Source organism: Bacillus toyonensis BCT-7112 (assembly GCF_000496285.1).
GTDB lineage: Bacteria > Bacillota > Bacilli > Bacillales > Bacillaceae_G > Bacillus_A > Bacillus_A toyonensis.
In genome coordinates, this window is sequence record NC_022781.1 from 1,134,947 (window position 1) to 1,155,353 (window position 20,407).

Consider the following 20,407-nt stretch of genomic DNA (forward strand, 5'->3'; position numbering starts at 1 on the left):
TCTGTCTCACAGGACTGAATTAAAAGGTTGTTTTTATGAAGCAATCTGCTTAGATTGTTTTATTTGTTTCGTTTCTGGTAGTAGTAGATTTAACAGTACACCTACAATTGCTGCTAGTGCCATTCCTTCTACTTGGAACGATTCTCCTACGTGAAGTACCGCTCCGCCAATACCAATTACTAGTATAACTGATGCAATCATTAAGTTTCGTTTGTCACTTAAATCTGTTCTATCATCTACCATCATGCGTAAACCACTTGATGCGATTACACCGAATAGTAAGATTGATACACCACCCATAACTGGTGTTGGAATCGAGTGGATCAGTGCTGAAATCTTCCCGATAAATCCAAACATGATTGCGAATACTGCTGAACCGATGAATAAGTATACACTATACGCTCTCGTAATTGCTAGCACACCGATGTTTTCACCGTATGTTGTATTCGGTGGTCCACCGATTAGTGATGCGATTAATGTTGCTACCCCATCCCCAAAGATTGAACGGTGTAAACCTGGTTTTTCAATTAAATCTCTTTTAATAACATTTCCAAGTACAATTTGATGTCCGATATGTTCTGAAATTGTTACTAGTGCTACTGGCACCATTAAGAGTACAATCTTCCACGAAAACTCTGGTGTGTATGTTACAAACGGTACTGTGAAATCAGGTACGACAAACCATTTCGCCTCAGCTACCGGTTTTAAATCTACTAGCCCTTGGAAGTAAGCGAAGATATATCCGCCGATGATTCCAAGTAACACCGGTATGATGCTGAAAAATCCTCTTCCAAATATGGAGCAAATGATTGTAATTGCTAATGTTACTAGTGCTACTGAAAAGTGTGTAATGCTATACTTACCATCCGCACCGTTCATCGCCATGTTCACTGCTGTATGTGCTAAAGCTAAACCGATTACCATTACTACCGGACCAACTACGATTGGCGGCAGTAATTTCATAATCCACGCTGATCCAGATTTCTTAATTCCGATTGAAATTAAGATGTACACCATTCCTGCAAGTAAGCCACCAAGCATCGCTGCTCCGGGGCCACCTGCTGTTTTTGCTGCAATAATCGGTGCGATAAAGGCGAATGATGATCCTAAATACGCAGGTACTTGACCTTTCGTTATAAGAAGAAACGCTAGCGTTCCTAATCCACTTGATATTAACGCTACTGACGGATTCAATCCTGTTAAAAATGGAACAAGCACTGTTGATCCAAACATCGCGAACAAATGTTGTATACTTAAAAATAACCATTTTCCCGGTTTCGGTACTTCATTAACGTCTAACACTGGCTTTTGTTCCATTGTTACATCCTCCTTCAGTTTAAATCTTTGCAATAAAAAAACTCTTTGTGCCTGTGCACAAAGAGTCCTATACTTTCGTATGCCAAATTCGACATATGAAAGCCAAGACCCTTTGGCAGCCTCACAGGACTACATTTAAAAGGGCTTTACTTATCGTATATACTTACTCGATCTTGTTGATCTGTCTCTTGCAAATCAACTTCGATACGCTCTTCACTTGATGTTGGAATGTTCTTTCCTACATAATCAGCGCGAATTGGTAATTCACGATGTCCTCTATCTACAAGGACAGCTAATTGAATTTGTGATGGTCTTCCTAAATCCATAAGAGCATCCATCGCAGCTCGAACTGTTCTTCCTGTATACAATACATCATCTACAAGGATTACTTTTTTCTTCGTAATATCTACTGGAATATCTGAACCTTTTACTAGTGGTTCTTTATTCTTTGATTGAAGTGTTAAGTCATCACGATATAAAGTTATATCTAACTCTCCTACTTCCATCTCTTTTCCTTCAATCTGACCAATTCGTTCTGCCAAACGTTGTGCAATAAAAATTCCACGTGTTTTAATTCCGACAAGAACACAATTATCCACACCTTTATTTCGTTCCACAATTTCATGACTAATTCGTGTTAAAGCGCGGCGAATCATTTGGTCATCTAAAACGACAGCTTTTTCCTGCATGCTCTACACCTCCAAGCTATTTTTCTTGCGTGAGAGTAATGGTATAAAAAAAGTCCTCTCAGCGTGTGCGAGAGGACTTTTGAAAAAAGGGTACAACATACCCTAAGTATTTCAAACCGTTACCTTCTCAACCTCACGGGGCTGTGTTAAAGGATCATTATTTAACTGTTGTCAGTATCTCAGTTTTCTCATGATTTGTCAATACTATTTCCGTAAAATATTTAAAGTCTCTTCAAACACTTCTGGAATCGGTGCCTCAAACTGAATATATTCACCAGTACGAGGGTGGTCAAATCCTAAAATACCTGCATGAAGTGCCTGTCCATTCATGTCTAATGTTTTCTTTGGTCCATACTTTGGATCTCCTGCAAGTGGATAGCCAATATATTTCATATGAACACGAATTTGGTGTGTACGTCCTGTTTCTAAGCGACATTCTACAAGTGTGAAATCTTTGAAACGCTCTAACACTTGGAAATGCGTAACAGCATGCTTACCATTTTCATCAACTGTCATACTTTGACGTTCTTTCTTATCACGAGCAATCGGAGCATCAATCGTTCCCTTATCATGCGGAATAACACCGTGTACAATCGCTTTGTAACGTCTTGTTACTGTTTTTGCTACAAGTTGATTTACAAGTGATTCGTGTGCCATATCATTTTTAGCAACCATTAATAGGCCAGATGTATCTTTATCAATACGATGCACGATACCAGGACGCATTACACCGTTAATGCCTGATAAATCTGTACAATGATGCATAAGACCATTCACAAGTGTGCCACTTGTATGACCTGGTGCTGGATGTACAACCATACCACGTGGCTTATTTACAACAAGTACATCTGCATCTTCATAATAAATTTCTAAGTTCATATCTTCCGCTTGAATATCTAACTCTTCCGGATCAGGAATCGTTACTGTAATTTCATCATTTTCTTTAACTTTATAATTTACTTTTACCGATTTCCCATTCACTGTTACAACATCATCTTTAATCCATTGCTGTACTTGTGAACGTGACCATTCACTGTTAATTTCTGCAACGAATTTATCGATTCGCTCACTTTTTTGTTCTTCTGCAACTGTTACCTGTACTACTTCACTCATTCAATTACTCCTTCGTTTTCTTGCCTTCTAATAATGTTTGAATAATAATTAATACAACACCAATACATAACGCTGAATCAGCTACATTGAATACTGGATAGTTGTACGAGAAAATATACACGTGAATAAAATCCACTACTTCTTGTCTAAATACACGATCAATAAAGTTACCAATTGCTCCACCTAAAATTAGACCTAATGAAATTCCTAGAAGCTTGTCTGTTTGTGCATATTTTTTCATATACATTACGATAAATACTACAAAGACAACCGTAATAATGTAGAAAAACCACATTTTATTTTCTAAAATCCCCCAGGCAGCTCCTCTATTTCGATGTGATGTTATGTATAATACATTATCGATTATCGGAATGCTCATACCCAATTCCATGTTCTTTACAATTAGCCACTTCGATATTTGATCGATGGCAATGACAAATAACGCTATTACATAATATATCATTTTCATTTCCCCCACAAAGACAGTGTACCTCAAAATTTTAGCATAGCTGCTACCTTTTCACAATGAACCTTTATAGAAGAATAAAATAAATTAAAAAAAGGTAATATAATATCGTTGTGCGTATTCATACATTTACCTTTTCATAGAAAAATTCATGAATCGTACGGGCAGTCGGCATTGTTTTCATTTGCTTTGTCGAAATTACTCTCCCCGTCTCTTCACAAATACCGTACATATCTATTTCCATTTTAAATAATGCGCGTTCTACATCCTTTAAGTCCTCTTTTATATCATGTAATAGCAATTTTTTCTTTATCTCTTCCTTAATTTCATATCCAAGCTCTTGGCTGAACTCAGCATCATATTTGTGCATTACTTCTTTAGCTAGTCTCTCTTGCAACTCTTTTCTCATCAATTGCAATTCTTCTTTTATTTCCATGTAAATTTCATTCACGTGTACATTCCTCCTAGCTGTAATGTACAGTTAGTGTGTCCGAAATTTATTTGCTTACCTCACACACATTTTTCCTTCACAGGAAAGAGCCTGAAAGTTATTTCGATATACCATCAATAAAAAAACTGACTGCATCAATAGCAGTCAGTTTTTTTATTATTTTACATAGTTTTCTTTAACAACTGATGCACAACGCTCACATAATGTTTCATGTTCAGCATCTTTACCAATTGTTTCTGAAACTACCCAACAACGTTCGCATGTTTCACCAGTTGCTTGAGAAACGACAACCGCTGTATGCTCATACTTAGGCGCATCTGCTGGAGCTTCTTCCATCATACCACCAAGTTTATATTCAGAAACGATGAATAATTGCTTCAAGTCTTCGCTAATAGACTCTAACATTACTTTCATTTCTGCAGTTGGATAAAGAGTAATGCTCGCATTTAATGACTTACCAATTACTTTCTCATTACGAGCTACTTCTAACGCTTTTAATACGTCATCACGTAATGTCATAAATGCATCCCATTTCGCTTTTAACGCTTCCGAACCCTCTACTTCTGTAGCTTCCGGCATGTTAGTTAACTGTACGCTTTCTTCTGTTACACCTGGAACATATGGCCATACTTCATCAGCTGTATGAGGTAAGATTGGTGTTACAAGTTTCGTTAATGCAACAAGAACGTCATATAATACAGTTTGAATTGCACGACGATCCGCGTGATTTGCACCTTCAATGTATAAAATGTCTTTTGCAAAGTCTAAGTAGAATGAACTTAGATCAATTGTACAGAAGTTGTGAATAGCATGATATACAGCAGCAAAGTCATATGTTTCATATGCTTCTTTTACTTTTGTAATTAAGTCATTTAACTTCACTAACATGTAACGATCTACTTCACGAAGTTCAGCTACCGCTACTGTGTTTTCACTTGGCTTAAAGTCATCTAAGTTGCCTAATAAGAAACGGAATGTGTTACGGATTTTACGATACACTTCTGCTACTTGTTTTAAAATATCATCTGAAATACGTACGTCAGATTGATAGTCAACAGATGATACCCATAAACGTAAAATATCTCCGCCTAATTGATCCATAATTTTCTTCGGTACGACGATGTTTCCAATCGACTTACTCATTTTACGTCCTTCACCATCTAGTACGAAACCATGGCTTAGTACGCCTTTATATGGAGCTTTACCTGTTACAGCAACTGCTGTTGATAATGAAGAGTTAAACCAACCACGATATTGGTCAGATCCTTCTAAATATAAATCAGCTGGACGTTGTAAGTCATCGCGCTCTTCTAATACCGCTTGGTGAGATGAACCTGAGTCGAACCATACATCCATGATATCTGTTTCTTTACGGAATTCACCATTTGGGCTACCTGGATGTGTAAATCCTTCTGGTAATAAATCTTTCGCTTCACGCTCAAACCATACGTTAGAACCGTGTTCACGGAATAAATCTGCTACATGGTTAATTGTTTCATCTGTAATAATTGGATCACCATTCTCAGCATAGAATACAGGAATTGGCACACCCCATGCACGCTGACGAGAAATACACCAGTCACCACGGTCACGAACCATGTTATGAAGACGAGTTTCGCCCCATGCTGGTACCCATTTCGTTTCCGCAACAGCTTCTAATAACTCTTTACGGAATGCTTCAATAGATGCAAACCACTGTGCTGTCGCACGGAAAATAATTGGTTTTTTCGTTCTCCAATCATGTGGGTATGAATGCGTAATGAATGTTAGTTTCAGTAACGCGCCTACTTCTTCTAATTTTTCTGTAATTGGCTTGTTAGCTTTATCATAGAATAAGCCTTCAAATCCAGGTGCTTCATTTGTTAATACACCTTTATCATCAACTGGGCAAAGTACTTCTAATCCATACTTTTTACCAACAACGAAGTCATCTTCCCCATGTCCTGGTGCTGTATGAACACAACCTGTACCTGCATCTGTTGTTACGTGATCTCCTAGCATAACTAATGAATCACGCTCGTAGAATGGGTGTTTTGCAACTGTATACTCAAGTTCGCTACCTTTTACCGTTTTCACAACTTCAGCTTTTTCCCACTCTAACGTTTTTGCAACTGTCTCAAATAATTCAGAAGCGATAATATATTTCTCGTCATTTACTTTTACAATGCTATATTCAAGCTCTGGATGAACAGAAATACCTAAGTTCGCAGGTAATGTCCAAGGAGTTGTTGTCCAAATGATAAATTTCTCATCACCTTCTAATACGTTCTTTCCGTCTTTTACAGGGAACGCTACATAAATAGATGCTGATTTTTTATCTTGGTATTCAATTTCAGCTTCTGCTAAAGCAGACTCACTTGTTGGAGACCAGTAAACTGGTTTTTGCCCTTTATAGATGTAACCTTTTTTCGCCATATCACCAAACACTTTAATTTGTTGTGCTTCATAAGCTGGCTCTAAAGTAATATATGGATTATCCCAATCTGCACGTACACCTAGGCGCTTAAATTGTTCACGTTGACGTTCTACTTGTTCATATGCATACTCTGCACATAACTTACGGAACTCAGCAACTGTCATTTCTTTACGTTTTACACCTTTATTCGTTAACGCTTGTTCGATTGGTAAACCGTGCGTATCCCAACCTGGAACATATGGTGCACTGAAACCAGTCATTGACTTATAGCGAACAATAAAGTCTTTTAACACTTTATTTAATGCATGTCCCATATGAATGTCACCATTCGCATATGGAGGTCCATCATGCAACACAAATAAAGGACGGCCTTTTGTATGTTCTTGTACTTTTTCATAAATATTCATTTCAGCCCATTTTTCTTGCATTGCAGGCTCACGTTTTGGTAAATTCCCACGCATTGGGAACTCTGTTTTTGGCATCAGTAATGTATTTTTGTACTCCATGCTCAATTCCTCCTTACATGTATAAAAGAAATACTTAAAAAACGGAATAAAAAAGAGACCTTCTCATCCCAAAAAGGGACGAGAAAGTCTCCCGCGGTACCACCCTAGTAGATTCTATACATATGTATAAAACCCTCTTTATATTCTTAACGCGAATACACGCCTACGCTTACTCTATTTGTTCAGCGCGGAACTCCAGGGTGATATTCCCACTAATCTCCTTATCCTGAGCTTACACCGTCCTCAGTTCGCTATATAAGGTTTGAAAAGGTACTTATCCCTATCTTCGTTTTTCTTAATAAATATGTTGTTTAAAATTATATGTAATAATGAGAAAAACGTCAAGCTTACACTGTTTCTTCTTTTTTCAACAGCTCATCTACTTCGTCTTCTAACTCAATTAGTTTATCCCAATCATCGTTGTTTAGCATTTCAAGCTGTGTCTCTAATAACATACGGAAACGAGTTCGGAATACTTTCGCTTGTTTCTTTAGCTCTTCAATATCAAAAGCAACTTTTCTTGATTTTACTAAAGCTTCGTTAATGATACGATCTGCATTTTTTTCAGCTTCACGTACGATTAATTTCGCTTCTTTTTGCGCATTACGTTTTACTTCTTCCGCTGCTTCTTGTGCAACAACGATAGATTTGTTTAACGTATCTTCAATGTTAGAAAAATGATCTAACTTTCCTTCTAATTGCGCAACTTTTTCTTCTAAAGCTTTTTTCTCACGAATGACTAATTCATAATCTTTGATAATTTGATCAAGAAACTCATTTACTTGATCTTCATCATAGCCACGGAATCCGCGACCAAATTCTTTGTTATGAATATCTAATGGTGTTAACGGCACAACGCCACCTCCAAGTAGTTATCTAAATTTCCTCTTTCAATTATATCTTTTCTTCGACAAAATAGGAGGATTTCCTTCTAAAAAACCAATCATTTTAGTATACCATACAAAATTCTCCATTTGTCGCGTTTTGTTCTACCTTCTACAGAAAACAATTTACTTCGCCCATATCCTCTCACCGAAAACACATCTCCTGGATAACATTCATAAGAAGTTTGCTCTACTGTTTTCCAATTGACTTTTACTAAACCATTTTTTATGAAAGGTTGCACTTTCTGTCTGGATATATGTAACATTTCAGCCAACATAACATCTAAGCGAAGTGAAGAAACCGTTCCAGATTTCTCTCCCCACGTTTCATGAGTCTGTAGAATTTGTTCTCCTTGTACTGCTGATAAGGAGACTTTTACTTTCCCTATTGCTTGTAAGTTCATCTCAATGTAAGATACGATTTCTTTCGCAACTACAATTTGGGCACGATTTTCTTGAAGCAAAATATCACCACATTTTTCTCTCGTTAAACCAAGTGACATAAATGTACCTAATATTTGCCTATGTTCTAGCGTATAAAACTTGGAAGGATAGTCAATTTCTAATACTTCTACTTGAAATTCTTCTTCATTTAATTCTAGATAGTCTGGATAAATAAGTGCTCTTCTACGCTCTGCGTAAGGCGTTGCACCATCAAATTGCACAGCAACATCTCCTTGTCCAATTACCATAGAAACAATTTGTTGCTGTCTTGGATCAAGGAAATCTGTTAGTTTCACTTGATGGTACTCTGCTGCTCGCTTCCACTCTAGCACTTTATCTACAAAGACCTCTTCATCAGGTCTGAAATGTTCGTAAATGCTCATGTATTTAGCCTCTTATTACAAGAAATAGCTGAACAAACTGAACAAACCACTTTTAGCAAGTTTTAACGCAAAAATCGCAACGAGTGGAGAGATATCAATCATACCAAACGGCGGAATAAATCTGCGAAATGGTTCTAAATACGGTTCACAAATACGTGCAAGAAAATCTCCAAAAGTTGATTCCTTTGCACCAGGAAACCATGATAGGAGGATGTAAATGATAAGTGCCCACGAGTAAATCTCGATAGCAGTAAGTAAAACATTTAAAACGGTTGTCATGGCGTATTACCACCTCTTTATATTTGTTTCTTCTTCTTCGCCGAATAATTCTGAAATTGCACCAACAATATCTACATTTTCAGGTGTACACATAAATGTTTTCGGTCCTATTTTTTGAATGTCCCCGCCTATAGCGTATACAGTACCACTTAAAAAGTCAACGATACGTACTGCTTGATCAGTAGACATTCTTTGCAAATTAATTACAACAGCTCGTCTACCTTTCAAATGGTCCGCAATACCTTGCGCTTCCGAATACGTGCGTGGTTCTAATAAAACAACTTTTGAAGATTGCTTTGCCGTTTCAATGCTCACAACATTTTGTTTCGGTTGTGCTTTCGGAAACGTAACATCTTGTTGTTCCGGCGGATCTTGCTGCTTCTTCATATCCGTTTGCTCCTTTTCATAGCTATATTGAGCTGCTTCTTTTTCTTCTGGTGTATCAAAAAAGAAGTATTTTACTTTTGACCAACTCATAATAAGATTCTCCTTCCTTTTACGCTTTTCCTACTAAAATCGTTCCCAAACGAATATATGTAGCACCTTCTTCAATTGCAATCGTGTAATCATTGGACATTCCCATTGATAATTCTTTACATGGCGCATGTAATAGATTTAGCTCCTGCACCTCTATTTGTAGCTTGCGCAAGTCCTTAAAGCAGCGACGAACTTCTTCCTCTTCTTCTGTAAATGGCGCCATCGTCATTAGTCCAACCACTTCAATCTTATCCAATTCTTGCAAACTTTGAATAAAAGAAACTGTTTCTTCTATTGCCAATCCTTGCTTTGATTCTTCAGATGAGGTTTTCACTTGAATAAAGCATTTCACTTTCTTATCAGCACGTTTCTGAATTTCTTTCGCCAGAGAAAGACGATCTAACGAATGTAAATAATCAATTTCATTAATGATTTCTTTTACTTTTCTCGTTTGTAATGAGCCAATAAAGTGCCAATTAACTTTTGAGCCAAAATGCTCGTATTTCTGTAAGAAACCTTCATTTCTATTTTCACCTAAATCGATAATTCCAGCTTCCATTACTTCGTTTGTTTTTTCAATCCCTACAGTTTTTGTAACTGCAACAAGTTTAATATCTTGCAACGAACGTCCAGCTCGTGTGCAAGATTCTTTAATAGCTTCGTTTACAATTATTAAATTTTCTTGTACTGTCACTTGTTTTCTTCCTCCTTAAAACCTATGAAACTCAACATTCTCCCTGTCTTCCCTTGATCACGACGATGAGAGAAAAATAGTTGTTCTTCACAGCTTGTACAAAGAGATGACATTACAATATGCTCTTCTTTTATGCCTGCTTGTACACATAATACACGATTAATTTCTTTTAAATTAATTGCGTACTGTCCATCAGAAATTTTTTTATATGGGACAGAACCGTTTACTACTTGCTGTGCCGCTGTTAACACTCTATCATCAACAACATAACAACAAGATCCGATTGCCGGTCCAATTGCAACATGAATTTCATCACTTGAAATCCCTTCTGCACTCCATTTTTGAATCATTTCATTTGCAATCTCTTTTACAGTCCCTTTCCACCCAGCATGCGCAAGTCCTATCATACCATGTGATGGTGCATAAAAATAGAGTGGGACACAATCCGCGTAACAAGACGTTAAAAGAACATCGTTATTAGTCGTATAAATGCCATCTGTTTTTGAAATGCCATCCTCATATGAATAGACGCCACTTCCTTTTTCTTGTTGTCCTACTTTTTCAACCTGGTGATCATGAACTTGTTCAGAGCAAATCCAGTTTTCCAATGGTTTTTGTAACTTATTTGCTAAAATGCGTCTGTTTTCATGAACGTTCTCCACGATATCATTCACATGTAATCCTAAATTCATCGCATGAAAGGAGCCCGTACTTATCCCACCATCTTTTGTCGTAAATCCAGCAGTAATGTTTCCAAGTTCTTTCCACGCTTGTAAATACAGTATACCGTCCACATATTTAAATGGTTCTCTCATAAAGCGGCTCCTTTTTAATTAAAATAACAGAAAAAAGCATGGTACTTCCTGTCTATTTTACCATACTTTTATTTTTTCATAATACCAACAGAAAAAAAAGAGGAATTTGTAATATTCTTTATGAAATTGTCGTTGTTTGTATTGATTCTGTTACAGAATTAACAGGATTTACTCTTACAAGTATGACATCTTCCCCGATTTTCATAACTTCCTCCCAAGGAACTATAATTTCTACGTCTTTCCCAAAAATCCCAAGCATACGTGCCTGTTTGGAAATAATAATAGAGCAAATCTTCCCTGTATCGATATCAATCTCAATATCTCCAATATTTCCAAGCCTTTTCCCATCTGAAATATTTATAACATCCTTCATCTGTAACTCTGAAATCCGTATCACTCTCATCCTCTCCCTTATATGGCGAATTGGAAGTACACAGACTACTGTATTTCATATTAACAGGAAGTAACCGCTACTAAGGTTCATATTATTTTCATTATATGAACACGACCTCATTGCTATGAACGCAAACTATAATAGTACATATAAAAAGGCCTCACCATAAATGGTGAGACCTTATCCTTGAATCGTTTTATTCATTTGTTTAATAGCCGATTTCTCTAAGCGTGATACTTGAGCTTGAGAAATCCCGATTTCTTCTGCAACTTCCATTTGTGTTTTTCCTTGAAAGAACCGTTTTCGAATAATCATCTTTTCACGATCATTTAAACGCTTCATGCCTTCTTTCAGCGCTAACTCTTCAACCCACTGCTCGTCCTTTTGTTTTTCATCACTTAATTGATCCATAACAAAGATAGGATCTCCCCCATCGTTATAAATCGGCTCAAATAATGACACTGGATCTTGAATCGCATCTAAAGCAAATACAATCTCTTCGTGAGTCACTTCTAGCACTTTTGCAATATCCATTGCTGTTGGTTCTTTTGAATTTTCTGCGATCAATTTTTCTCTTACTTGCAACGCTTTATACGCAATATCTCGTAACGAGCGAGATACGCGAATCGGATTGTTGTCACGCAAATATCTGCGTATTTCTCCAATAATCATCGGCACAGCATACGTTGAAAATTTTACATTTTGGCCTAAATCAAAGTTATCAATGGATTTCATAAGTCCGATGCAACCAACTTGAAATAAATCGTCAACATATTCTCCTCTGTTATTAAATCTTTGGATGACGCTCAATACAAGACGTAAGTTTCCATTCACTAATTTCTCTCTTGCGCTTATCTCTCCACTTTGCATTTCACGAAATAATTTACGCATTTCTTCATTTTTTAGTACTGGAAGTTTTGCTGTATCAACACCGCAAATTTCTACTTTGTTTCTCGTCAAAGTGTTCCCTCCTATCGGGAGTTGCTGTACAGTGTAAAGTATTTCCTTTGAAGGGGATTTTATGCATGTGGTTTTCTCTTCATTTTTCATTTTAATTCCCCCTTCTTCTACAACTAAACAGAATAAGACCAGCCTACATAAAGGCTGGTCTTATTCTTTACACCATTTTATTAAATTCTTTTCGTAACCTTTTTATGATTCTTTTTTCTAAACGTGAAATGTATGACTGTGAAATCCCAAGCATATCCGCCACATCTTTTTGCGTCTTTTCCTCTTCTCCAGCAAGCCCAAATCGAAGCTCCATAATTTGTTTTTCCCGATCATTTAATTGGTGCAATGCTTTCATTAGAAGATGACGATCTACAGTAGCCTCTAAATCTTTTGTAATAATATCATCATCTGTACCTAATACATCTGATAACAACAGTTCATTCCCATCCCAATCAATGTTAAGCGGTTCATCAAAAGACACTTCCGAACGATTTTTATTATTTCGGCGCAAATGCATTAAAATCTCATTTTCTATACAACGAGATGCATATGTTGCTAATTTTATTTTCTTTTCTGGATTAAATGTATTTACCGCTTTAATAAGGCCAATTGTTCCTATACTGATTAAATCTTCAATATTTATCCCTGTATTTTCAAATTTCCTTGCTATATATACAACTAGCCGTAAGTTGCGTTCAATAAGTAATGACCTTGCAGCTTGATCGCCTTTTGGCAATTTATTCAAAAGAACTTCTTCTTCTTCTTTCGTTAACGGCGGTGGCAACGCTTCACTTCCACCAATATAATAAATTTCATCGGTCTTAATTCCTAGTTTCAGCAATACTTTATACCAAAGGTATACTAAATAAAATTTTAATTTCATCATATTATCCCGCCTCTCATAATTAAGCAATTACCATTTTTTGCGAAATCAACATTTTTGGATGTACAATGCATTGATACTCTCCATTGGTAGACAGTTGTTGTGTATTTAACCCAATCAATACTTTGTTTACAACGATTGAACTACCTTCATGATCAACTTGCACACTATCAGGCTTAATTGCCCACAAAAATTGACTCTCTACTCCTACTGCTCGGAAAGGAATTAAGCGTAATTTTGTCGCCCATCCAGAATCTTTTTCTGGTATTTGAGGAATTTCTGTTTTGGAATAAATTTGTTCTGTTAACCAAGATGGCAAACAATGTTCTAATGATGAAATATGCATAATCATTACGGGTGTTTTTGTTAACGGGTCGTAAAGTTGATTCCCACTGTCAATTAAACCTGCTAGTTCCAATTCTTCTTCAGCTAATTGAATTTTCACTTTCACGATTTGGTCATAGTGTATTTTCGTGATTTCTACGCTTTCAATACGCTTTTTAGAAAAATAATAAATTACTGGAAAACCTAAAATAACAAACAACCAACTAATTGGATCACCGTAAGAAATCGATTGAGATTGAACCAATCCATTTACCATCTCATTCGTTTGCAAAAAGAAATGAGTTCCCATTAATCCTCCACCAACCATAAAAGTGACAAAGTAAAAAGTAAAAACAGTTTGTGTATAATTTCTAAACGTTGTAAACCCAAAGGCTGTATACACAATAAGTAACGAGTACAGTAGTTTCATAATCGGATGTGTCATCATAGAAGCAAAAGGAGTAAAGGCAAAAATAACAATGGTGGAACCTATAAATGCCCCTAACACAAGCCTCCATCTTTTGATCTTCTTTTTTAACACGGTAGCTGTTAATAAAAGTAAAAGAAAATCAATGCAGGCGTTTAACAACCAAACAACGTCGGCGTAAACAACCAAACAATTCACCTCTTTTTTTAAGTTGAGACTAGTATAATGCATATCCAATGGGAAAGTGTGTCAATTTGCGGAGGTGTTTTTTTGTTATTTTGTGATTTCTAGACATAATCTGTCGGTAAAAAATAAAAGTATAGTTTCATAGAATGATATGTTTTTATTTTTTACCGACAGATGGGCTGAACTATATGTAACGAAAATTAAAAATCCTGTACTACAACTTTAACGCGCAATTTTAATCAGTAGAATCGGTTCCTTTTAACCCACATAAACCGAGCTTTTACGGGCCGTTAATGCGAGATAAATTTAAATATACAAAATAAAAAAAGACCTGCTCAGCAGGTCTTTTCCATTCAGAAACAAAAAAGGAGCATGAATGCCCCTTTTTTTTATCGTCTACGACGGTTACGTAAAAATGCTGGAATATCGATATCATCTGAATCTGAATGACGCTCATGTACAACCGGCTCTTCACGCTTCATTTCACGTTTTACTTCACGTTGTTTTGAAGGCTGAGCCACTGGTTGTTGCTGTTGTTGCGTGTGATTCGCATTCGGACGAATCATTGGTTTTGGTGGTTGAGTTGCAATACTATCATCAAAACCAGTTGCAATTACAGTTACAATGATATCATCTTTTAATCCTTCATTAATAACAGAACCGAAGATCATATTTACTTCTGGATCCGAAGCTGAAGCTACAATGTCTGCTGCTTCTTGTACTTCGTATAAGCTTAAGTTAGCTCCACCCGTAATATTCATAATAACACCTTGAGCTCCATCAATAGATGTTTCTAGTAATGGACTAGAAATCGCTTTTTTCGCAGCTTCAGCAGCACGATTTTCCCCATTACCAGAACCGATACCCATTAAAGCAGAACCTCTATTAGACATAATTGTTTTTACGTCTGCGAAGTCTAAGTTAATTAGACCTGGTGTAGCAATTAAATCAGAAATACCTTGTACACCTTGACGTAATACGTTATCTGCTTCACGGAACGCTTCTAACATTGGCGTATTTTTATCAACAATCTCTAATAAGCGATCGTTTGGAATTACAATAAGTGTATCTACATTTTCTTTAAATGCCGCAATACCAGATGCAGCTTGTGTTGCACGCTTACGTCCTTCAAACGTAAATGGACGTGTTACAACACCAACTGTTAATGCACCTAGTTCTTTTGCAACTTGAGCAACAACTGGAGCTGCACCAGTTCCAGTTCCGCCACCCATACCAGCAGTTACGAATACCATATCTGCACCACGAAGTGCTTCTTGGATCTGTTCTTTACTTTCTTCTGCCGCTTTTTTCCCTACTTCAGGGTTTGCGCCTGCACCAAGTCCACGCGTTAATTTTCCACCAATTTGCATTTTTGTTTCAGCTTTTGATAGATTTAACGCTTGTGCATCAGTATTCACAGCGATAAAGTCAACACCTTGTACACCGTGCTCAATCATACGGTTTACAGCATTGTTTCCGCCACCGCCGACACCGATAACTTTTATATTCGCTAATTGATCTTGAGTAGTATCAAACTCTAACATGTCGAAATCCCCCTAGAACCTCATTTTTCGTGTCCAATTTTAATCCCATAAATAACGGAATACACGTTTTACTTTTGACATCATACGGTCATCATTTTGATTATTATTGTTTTGATTACGGGTTTTTTGTTTCGCAGGTTGTTGTTGTACCGGCATTGGTGCTGGTGCTGGTACTGGTTCAAAATGTTCTTGCTTTTCCTGCACATTTTTCCCACGTAATTTAGCTTTTTGATATGAATGTTTAATTAATCCAACTCCACTTGTATATTGGGGCTCACGCACACCAATATAGTCAGGAGTTGCTACACGAACATTTTCATGTAAAATATCATATGCAAGATCAAGAACACCTGGCATAGAAGCTATTCCACCAGTTAGTACATACCCAGAAGCTACTTGCTTTACTCCTAACTTACGTACTTCATCTTGAACAAACATTAAAATTTCCTCTACACGAGCCTCGATAATATCCGATAACTCCAACTGAGAATATTGTTCTGTTTGATCGCTTCCCATAATAGGAACCGTAAACATTTCTTCTTCCGATGCTGTATCATAAAAAGCATGTCCATATTTCAACTTAATTTGATCTGCATTTTCTGTTGAAGTTTTCAACCCAATCGCAATATCCTTCGTTATATGGTCTCCACCTAATGGTAATACGCTTGTCGCTTGTAACTCTCCATCTTTAAAAATAGATAAAGTCGTAGATCCTCCCCCCATATCAACAAGGGCTACTCCTCTATTTTTTTCATCCGAAGATATAGCAACTGTTGCAGCCGCTAAAGGTTGAAGACAAATATCAACAATTTCAAGACCTGCTTTTTCTACACAACGAAGTAAGTTATGTAGTAAGGTTCTCGATCCTGTAATAAGTGTACCTTCCATTTCTAATCTTACACCGATCATTCCACGTGGATCGTTAATCTCGTCAAGACCGTCTACGATGAACTGTCGAGGTACCACATCAATAAACTCACGTTCTGGAGCAATTGACACAACTTGTGCTGCATCTAGAACGCGTAAGACATCTTCATTCCCGATTTCACGATCTTCATTTGAAACAGCGACTACTCCATGACAAGGAAGTAGCTGTACCTGGTTTGCATTGACACCTACTACAACTTGCTCAATGTGGATTCCCACCATGCGCTCAGCTTGTTCAATTGCTTTTTTAATTGATCGAACAGTCTCATCTATATCGACTATCGATCCCTTCTTTAAACCATTCGATTTTACATTTCCAACACCAATAATGTTTAAGCTGTCATTAACCATTTCACCAATGATGACTTTAACATTGGATGTACCGATGTCAAGACTAACATATATTTCATTGCTGTTCATTCTTTGGCACCTCCTTCTTTATTTATACCATACAACTCAATATATGGAACAACAATCGCAACTTTACTATTTATAAGAAAAATATTCAACGTCTTTATACGTTTCCCTTTTTTAACCCTATATTTTTCTTATTTTTATTTAACATTCATTTAAGAATATCGCAGTAACCTGTGAAGAACTGCTTATCTTGAAATAATTTTATTTCAAGTGTAAAAATTACCGCCAAGTATAAGTCTACACTAAGATGTACTCATAGAAAAGTGAAACTTGTACCAATCCTAGTATGAATCTAAGAATTTTTACATATTTTTCATCAAATGAACCATTCTAGTAAATTCGTATGCATATGATAGAACATTCGTTTCTCTTTTTTCTATATTAATGCAGTGAATACTACCGTTCTATTCTTTTTTTTCTTCTACACCTAACTCTTTCGTATATGCACCTACTTCTAAGTCAATTAACACCTTCTTACCTGGCTCAATTGTTTTTAAAATAAGTGGATAAGTTTCCATACGCTTTGCGAAATTTTGAATCGTAGTGCTCACTTCATATCCTTCATTCATATATAAAGTAAGATGGTCTTCATTCGCATTCGTCGGTGAATAACGAATTTCAGAAATAGACCTTAAAATAGTCGGAGTTAACTTTTCTAGTTCAGCAATTAGTCCCTTCATTTTCTCCTCTTTAAAAGGTTCAAAAATTGGTGCTGCAACAGGAAGTTTTCCATTCGGGAGTACATCAAGTGTTTTCCCATTTTCTAATAACGGTTGTAATTTTCCATCTTTGTTTATATAACCAATCGTTACATATTCTTTAATATGAACATCAATTTTGTTTGGAAAACGCTTTTTTACATTTACTGCTTTAATTTCTTTTCGTTTCGTTAAATTTTCTTCCGCTTTATGTGCTGTCACTCGGAAATAACTTGTATCATATGTCACACCTGATTCCTTCATTACTTGGTCATCTGTCATATAATGATTTCCATACACACTTATCTTTTTTATATTACTAAGCGGAGACCGAAAATAAATTAAAAAGAGTACTAATAAAAATAAAATTGATATGTATAAAATCAGCCGATGATTAACATTTTTTTTGTTTTTTTCTTTTGATTTTTTAATTTTGGTACACGATCTTGTAGTTTAATCACTTTACTATTTTTCATGTACGATCCCCCTATGTAACATAAAGAACGGCATGTTCCTCATGCCGTTCTTATCTTCTTATTATAACATAAATGATAATGAGCGGAATGAATAACCGTTATCTTCCAATGATTTCTACTTCTGTGTGCATTTCTACACCAAATTTATCCTTAATTGTATGCTTTATTAATGAAATCAAATCTAATACATCTTGCGCTGAGGCTCCCCCAGTATTAATAATAAAATTCCCATGCATTTCAGAAATTTGAGCTCCACCTATTTGATAGCCACGAAGCCCAGCTTTCTCTACTAAATCTCCAGCAAAATACGGGATTGGATTCCGAAACACACTTCCAGCACAAGGATGATTCCACGGTTGTGTTTCACGGCGGTAATCTTTATTCTTTTGCATGTTTCTTACGATTTTCTCACGCTCTCCTACCTGTAATTGAAACTCCGCCTCCAAAACAATACCAGGACGTTTCGTTTGCAATACAGATGTACGATATGAAAACTCCATTCCTCTATTCGTTAACCATTCAATTGTTCCGTTTTCAAATAGAATTAGAGCCTTTGACAATATGTTTGATATGTCTGATTTATGTGCTCCAGCATTCATATACACTGCACCACCGACACTTCCTGGAATACCACTTGCAAATTCCAATCCAGCCAACCCTTGGCGACTAAGTAATGTTGACAATTTAATAAGGGGATATCCGCCACCAACTCTTACCCTATGTTTTTCGACCTCTAAGTGGTCTAATCCTTCTCCTAAACGAATAACAACACCTTCTATCCCTTTATCAGATACAAGAAGGTTTGAACCTCGACCAATTACAGTCCACTTTATTTTATATTTCTTTACTAACTGCAATATTTTCTCAATACCGGCAACATGCTTTGGCACAATTAAAATATCAGCTGGTCCACCTATCTTCATAGTTGTATAACGTGCTAACGGCTCGTTAACTAACACGCGACCAACATTTGCTTCTATAAGCTCATTTACTAATTGTTCCATAGACGCTCTCCCCCAATATTAAGTTTCCTTATTACAGTAATATGCAGGGCGTTCACCTAACGTTATTTTTTCACAAGCTTATTCATTACTCCATACAACTTATTTGCTGCATCAGGAATACCTAGTTGCTTAGCAGCTAGCTTCATATTTTGTAATGTTTGTGTATCTAATAAAATCTCATCAATATCACGAATAAGCGTTTCAGCTGTTAATTCTTTTTCAAGTAACATTTTCGCCGCTCCTTTATCAACAACTGAAAGTGCATTCTTCTCCTGATGGTTATTTGTTACGTACGGACTCGGAATTAACACACTCGGCTTACCTAATGCTGTTAATTCTGCAAGTGTTGTTGCTCCGGCTCTTGAAACAACAAGATCAACGCCAGTTAGTACCTCTGGCATATTATGAATGAAAGGTTTAATAATAACATTATTCGGATTGCCTTTTTCCTTCACAGCATCCATCACTTTGTCATAATGCACTTCACCTGTTACGTACAATACTTCGTAACTTTTATTTCCAAACTGTTCAATTGCTTCTACGAAAGCATCGTTAATCGGTCTAGCTCCGCGACTTCCCCCAAAAATAAGTACGGACTTTTTAGGAAGAGATAGACCAACTGAACGTTTCCCTTTCATTCCGTTTTGATCCATTACCTCTGATGCTCGCGGATTACCTGTCATTACCACTTTTGACTGTGGAAAATGTTCTGTAGCTGCTTCAAAACAAACCGCAACTTTATCAACGTAACGACTTAAAAATTTATTCGTTACACCTGGTACACTATTTTGTTCATGTACAATAGTTGGAATACCTAGTTTTGCTGCCGCATATACAACAGGTCCACATACGTATCCACCCGTTCCAATCACTATATCCGGATTAAAACGACGAATATATCGTTTACTATCTTGTACACCCTTTAGAAAACGCATAACCGTTTTCACATTATCTAACGATATTTTTCGTTTAAATCCACTTATAACAATAGATTGGAACGGAATACCAGCTTTTGGAACGATGGTACTCTCTAATCCATTTTCTGTACCAATGTATAAAAATCTTGCTTCCGGATTTAATTTTTTTATTTCTCTAATTAAAGCAAGAGCTGGATAAATATGGCCTCCAGTACCCCCACCACTTACTAATACTCGCACTACTAATTCCTCCACTTCCCTGTTCTTATTCAATTGTATTTATTTCCATATACATATTGTATTTTCCACACATACGAAAAACCCT

20 protein-coding genes, 1 pseudogene and 1 other annotated feature are annotated in these 20,407 nt (G+C 36.5%); all 21 genes and pseudogenes read right to left on the reverse strand.

Features of this window, described 5'->3' with window-relative positions; genetic code table 11:
* Positions 1 to 33: 33 nt before the first annotated feature.
* The 21 genes and pseudogenes from uraA to murG all read right to left on the reverse strand — a co-directional run bounded on the left by uraA (position 34) and on the right by murG (position 20,322).
* The gene (gene uraA / locus BTOYO_RS05695; RefSeq protein ID WP_000435917.1) at positions 34 to 1,317 is read right to left on the reverse strand and encodes a uracil permease; all 1,284 of its coding nucleotides are present in this window, start codon (positions 1,315 to 1,317) and stop codon (positions 34 to 36) included.
* 146 nt (positions 1,318 to 1,463) lie between these two features.
* A complete protein-coding gene (gene pyrR / locus BTOYO_RS05700) occupies positions 1,464 to 2,006 on the reverse strand; it encodes a bifunctional pyrimidine operon transcriptional regulator/uracil phosphoribosyltransferase (RefSeq protein ID WP_001156491.1) in 543 nt (180 codons plus the stop codon).
* A 204-nt stretch (positions 2,007 to 2,210) separates the two neighbouring features.
* Positions 2,211 to 3,119, reverse strand: coding sequence for an RluA family pseudouridine synthase (locus BTOYO_RS05705; protein ID WP_000005848.1), 909 nt, complete (start codon positions 3,117 to 3,119; stop codon positions 2,211 to 2,213).
* A gap of 4 nt (positions 3,120 to 3,123) precedes the next feature.
* Positions 3,124 to 3,582 carry a lipoprotein signal peptidase LspA gene (gene lspA, locus BTOYO_RS05710; RefSeq protein ID WP_000642176.1) on the reverse strand — a complete coding sequence of 153 codons (459 nt, stop codon included), beginning with the start codon at positions 3,580 to 3,582 and terminating at the stop codon, positions 3,124 to 3,126.
* A gap of 124 nt (positions 3,583 to 3,706) precedes the next feature.
* The gene (locus BTOYO_RS05715; protein WP_001002952.1) at positions 3,707 to 4,036 is read right to left on the reverse strand and encodes a TraR/DksA C4-type zinc finger protein; all 330 of its coding nucleotides are present in this window, start codon (positions 4,034 to 4,036) and stop codon (positions 3,707 to 3,709) included.
* Between the two features lie 156 nt (positions 4,037 to 4,192).
* The gene (gene ileS2 / locus BTOYO_RS05720) at positions 4,193 to 6,958 is read right to left on the reverse strand and encodes an isoleucine--tRNA ligase (protein ID WP_000455940.1); all 2,766 of its coding nucleotides are present in this window, start codon (positions 6,956 to 6,958) and stop codon (positions 4,193 to 4,195) included.
* A 71-nt stretch (positions 6,959 to 7,029) separates the two neighbouring features.
* Positions 7,030 to 7,254, reverse strand: a binding site (T-box leader).
* Positions 7,255 to 7,305: 51 nt separating this feature from the next.
* Positions 7,306 to 7,812 (reverse strand): septum site-determining protein DivIVA, encoded by a 507-nt coding sequence (gene divIVA, locus BTOYO_RS05725; protein ID WP_001131611.1) that lies wholly within the window; start codon positions 7,810 to 7,812, stop codon positions 7,306 to 7,308.
* An 89-nt stretch (positions 7,813 to 7,901) separates the two neighbouring features.
* A complete protein-coding gene (locus tag BTOYO_RS05730; protein ID WP_000029703.1) occupies positions 7,902 to 8,669 on the reverse strand; it encodes a YlmH family RNA-binding protein in 768 nt (255 codons plus the stop codon).
* A gap of 15 nt (positions 8,670 to 8,684) precedes the next feature.
* Positions 8,685 to 8,948 carry a YggT family protein gene (locus tag BTOYO_RS05735; RefSeq protein ID WP_000214326.1) on the reverse strand — a complete coding sequence of 88 codons (264 nt, stop codon included), beginning with the start codon at positions 8,946 to 8,948 and terminating at the stop codon, positions 8,685 to 8,687.
* 6 nt (positions 8,949 to 8,954) lie between these two features.
* The gene (locus BTOYO_RS05740) at positions 8,955 to 9,425 is read right to left on the reverse strand and encodes a cell division protein SepF (protein ID WP_000119137.1); all 471 of its coding nucleotides are present in this window, start codon (positions 9,423 to 9,425) and stop codon (positions 8,955 to 8,957) included.
* A gap of 19 nt (positions 9,426 to 9,444) precedes the next feature.
* Entirely contained in the window at positions 9,445 to 10,119 is a 675-nt protein-coding gene (locus BTOYO_RS05745; RefSeq protein WP_000218001.1) for a YggS family pyridoxal phosphate-dependent enzyme, read from the reverse strand.
* The gene (gene pgeF / locus BTOYO_RS05750; protein ID WP_001209015.1) at positions 10,116 to 10,934 is read right to left on the reverse strand and encodes a peptidoglycan editing factor PgeF; all 819 of its coding nucleotides are present in this window, start codon (positions 10,932 to 10,934) and stop codon (positions 10,116 to 10,118) included. The genes BTOYO_RS05745 and pgeF overlap by 4 nt, the downstream gene beginning before the upstream one ends.
* Positions 10,935 to 11,052: 118 nt before the next feature.
* Positions 11,053 to 11,337: a YlmC/YmxH family sporulation protein gene (locus BTOYO_RS05755; RefSeq protein WP_033657297.1), complete on the reverse strand. Its 285-nt coding sequence runs from the start codon at positions 11,335 to 11,337 to the stop codon at positions 11,053 to 11,055.
* Positions 11,338 to 11,508: 171 nt separating this feature from the next.
* Positions 11,509 to 12,288, reverse strand: coding sequence for an RNA polymerase sporulation sigma factor SigG (gene sigG, locus BTOYO_RS05760; RefSeq protein WP_000197755.1), 780 nt, complete (start codon positions 12,286 to 12,288; stop codon positions 11,509 to 11,511).
* Between the two features lie 157 nt (positions 12,289 to 12,445).
* Entirely contained in the window at positions 12,446 to 13,165 is a 720-nt protein-coding gene (gene sigE, locus BTOYO_RS05765) for an RNA polymerase sporulation sigma factor SigE (protein WP_000976947.1), read from the reverse strand.
* A gap of 19 nt (positions 13,166 to 13,184) precedes the next feature.
* On the reverse strand, positions 13,185 to 14,102 hold the full coding sequence (gene spoIIGA, locus BTOYO_RS05770) for a sigma-E processing peptidase SpoIIGA (protein ID WP_000261990.1): 918 nt from the start codon (positions 14,100 to 14,102) through the stop codon (positions 13,185 to 13,187).
* A 386-nt stretch (positions 14,103 to 14,488) separates the two neighbouring features.
* Complete coding sequence (gene ftsZ / locus BTOYO_RS05775) at positions 14,489 to 15,643, reverse strand: cell division protein FtsZ (protein WP_000888977.1); 1,155 nt, start codon at positions 15,641 to 15,643, stop codon at positions 14,489 to 14,491.
* A 39-nt stretch (positions 15,644 to 15,682) separates the two neighbouring features.
* Complete coding sequence (gene ftsA, locus BTOYO_RS05780) at positions 15,683 to 16,990, reverse strand: cell division protein FtsA (protein ID WP_001087556.1); 1,308 nt, start codon at positions 16,988 to 16,990, stop codon at positions 15,683 to 15,685.
* 401 nt (positions 16,991 to 17,391) lie between these two features.
* Positions 17,392 to 18,161: pseudogene (gene divIB / locus BTOYO_RS05785) on the reverse strand (cell division protein DivIB).
* Positions 18,162 to 18,259: 98 nt separating this feature from the next.
* Positions 18,260 to 19,165 carry a UDP-N-acetylmuramate dehydrogenase gene (murB, locus tag BTOYO_RS05790; protein WP_000437054.1) on the reverse strand — a complete coding sequence of 302 codons (906 nt, stop codon included), beginning with the start codon at positions 19,163 to 19,165 and terminating at the stop codon, positions 18,260 to 18,262.
* 62 nt (positions 19,166 to 19,227) lie between these two features.
* Positions 19,228 to 20,322: an undecaprenyldiphospho-muramoylpentapeptide beta-N-acetylglucosaminyltransferase gene (murG, locus tag BTOYO_RS05795; protein WP_001265419.1), complete on the reverse strand. Its 1,095-nt coding sequence runs from the start codon at positions 20,320 to 20,322 to the stop codon at positions 19,228 to 19,230.
* Positions 20,323 to 20,407 lie beyond the last annotated feature (85 nt).

Bases quoted from the DNA above. Each gene is read 5' to 3' on its own strand.
- uraA (WP_000435917.1), bottom strand. From the start codon at position 1,317: ATGGAACAAAAGCCAGTGTTAGACGTTAATGAAGTACCGAAACCGGGA.
- pyrR (WP_001156491.1), bottom strand. From the start codon at position 2,006: ATGCAGGAAAAAGCTGTCGTTTTAGATGACCAAATGATTCGCCGCGCT.
- BTOYO_RS05705 (WP_000005848.1), bottom strand. From the start codon at position 3,119: ATGAGTGAAGTAGTACAGGTAACAGTTGCAGAAGAACAAAAAAGTGAG.
- lspA (WP_000642176.1), bottom strand. From the start codon at position 3,582: ATGATATATTATGTAATAGCGTTATTTGTCATTGCCATCGATCAAATA.
- ileS2 (WP_000455940.1), bottom strand. From the start codon at position 6,958: ATGGAGTACAAAAATACATTACTGATGCCAAAAACAGAGTTCCCAATG.
- BTOYO_RS05730 (WP_000029703.1), bottom strand. From the start codon at position 8,669: ATGAGCATTTACGAACATTTCAGACCTGATGAAGAGGTCTTTGTAGAT.
- BTOYO_RS05735 (WP_000214326.1), bottom strand. From the start codon at position 8,948: ATGACAACCGTTTTAAATGTTTTACTTACTGCTATCGAGATTTACTCG.
- BTOYO_RS05740 (WP_000119137.1), bottom strand. From the start codon at position 9,425: ATGAGTTGGTCAAAAGTAAAATACTTCTTTTTTGATACACCAGAAGAA.
- pgeF (WP_001209015.1), bottom strand. From the start codon at position 10,934: ATGAGAGAACCATTTAAATATGTGGACGGTATACTGTATTTACAAGCG.
- BTOYO_RS05755 (WP_033657297.1), bottom strand. From the start codon at position 11,337: ATGAGAGTGATACGGATTTCAGAGTTACAGATGAAGGATGTTATAAAT.
- sigE (WP_000976947.1), bottom strand. From the start codon at position 13,165: ATGATGAAATTAAAATTTTATTTAGTATACCTTTGGTATAAAGTATTG.
- ftsZ (WP_000888977.1), bottom strand. From the start codon at position 15,643: ATGTTAGAGTTTGATACTACTCAAGATCAATTAGCGAATATAAAAGTT.
- ftsA (WP_001087556.1), bottom strand. From the start codon at position 16,990: ATGAACAGCAATGAAATATATGTTAGTCTTGACATCGGTACATCCAAT.
- murB (WP_000437054.1), bottom strand. From the start codon at position 19,165: ATGGAACAATTAGTAAATGAGCTTATAGAAGCAAATGTTGGTCGCGTG.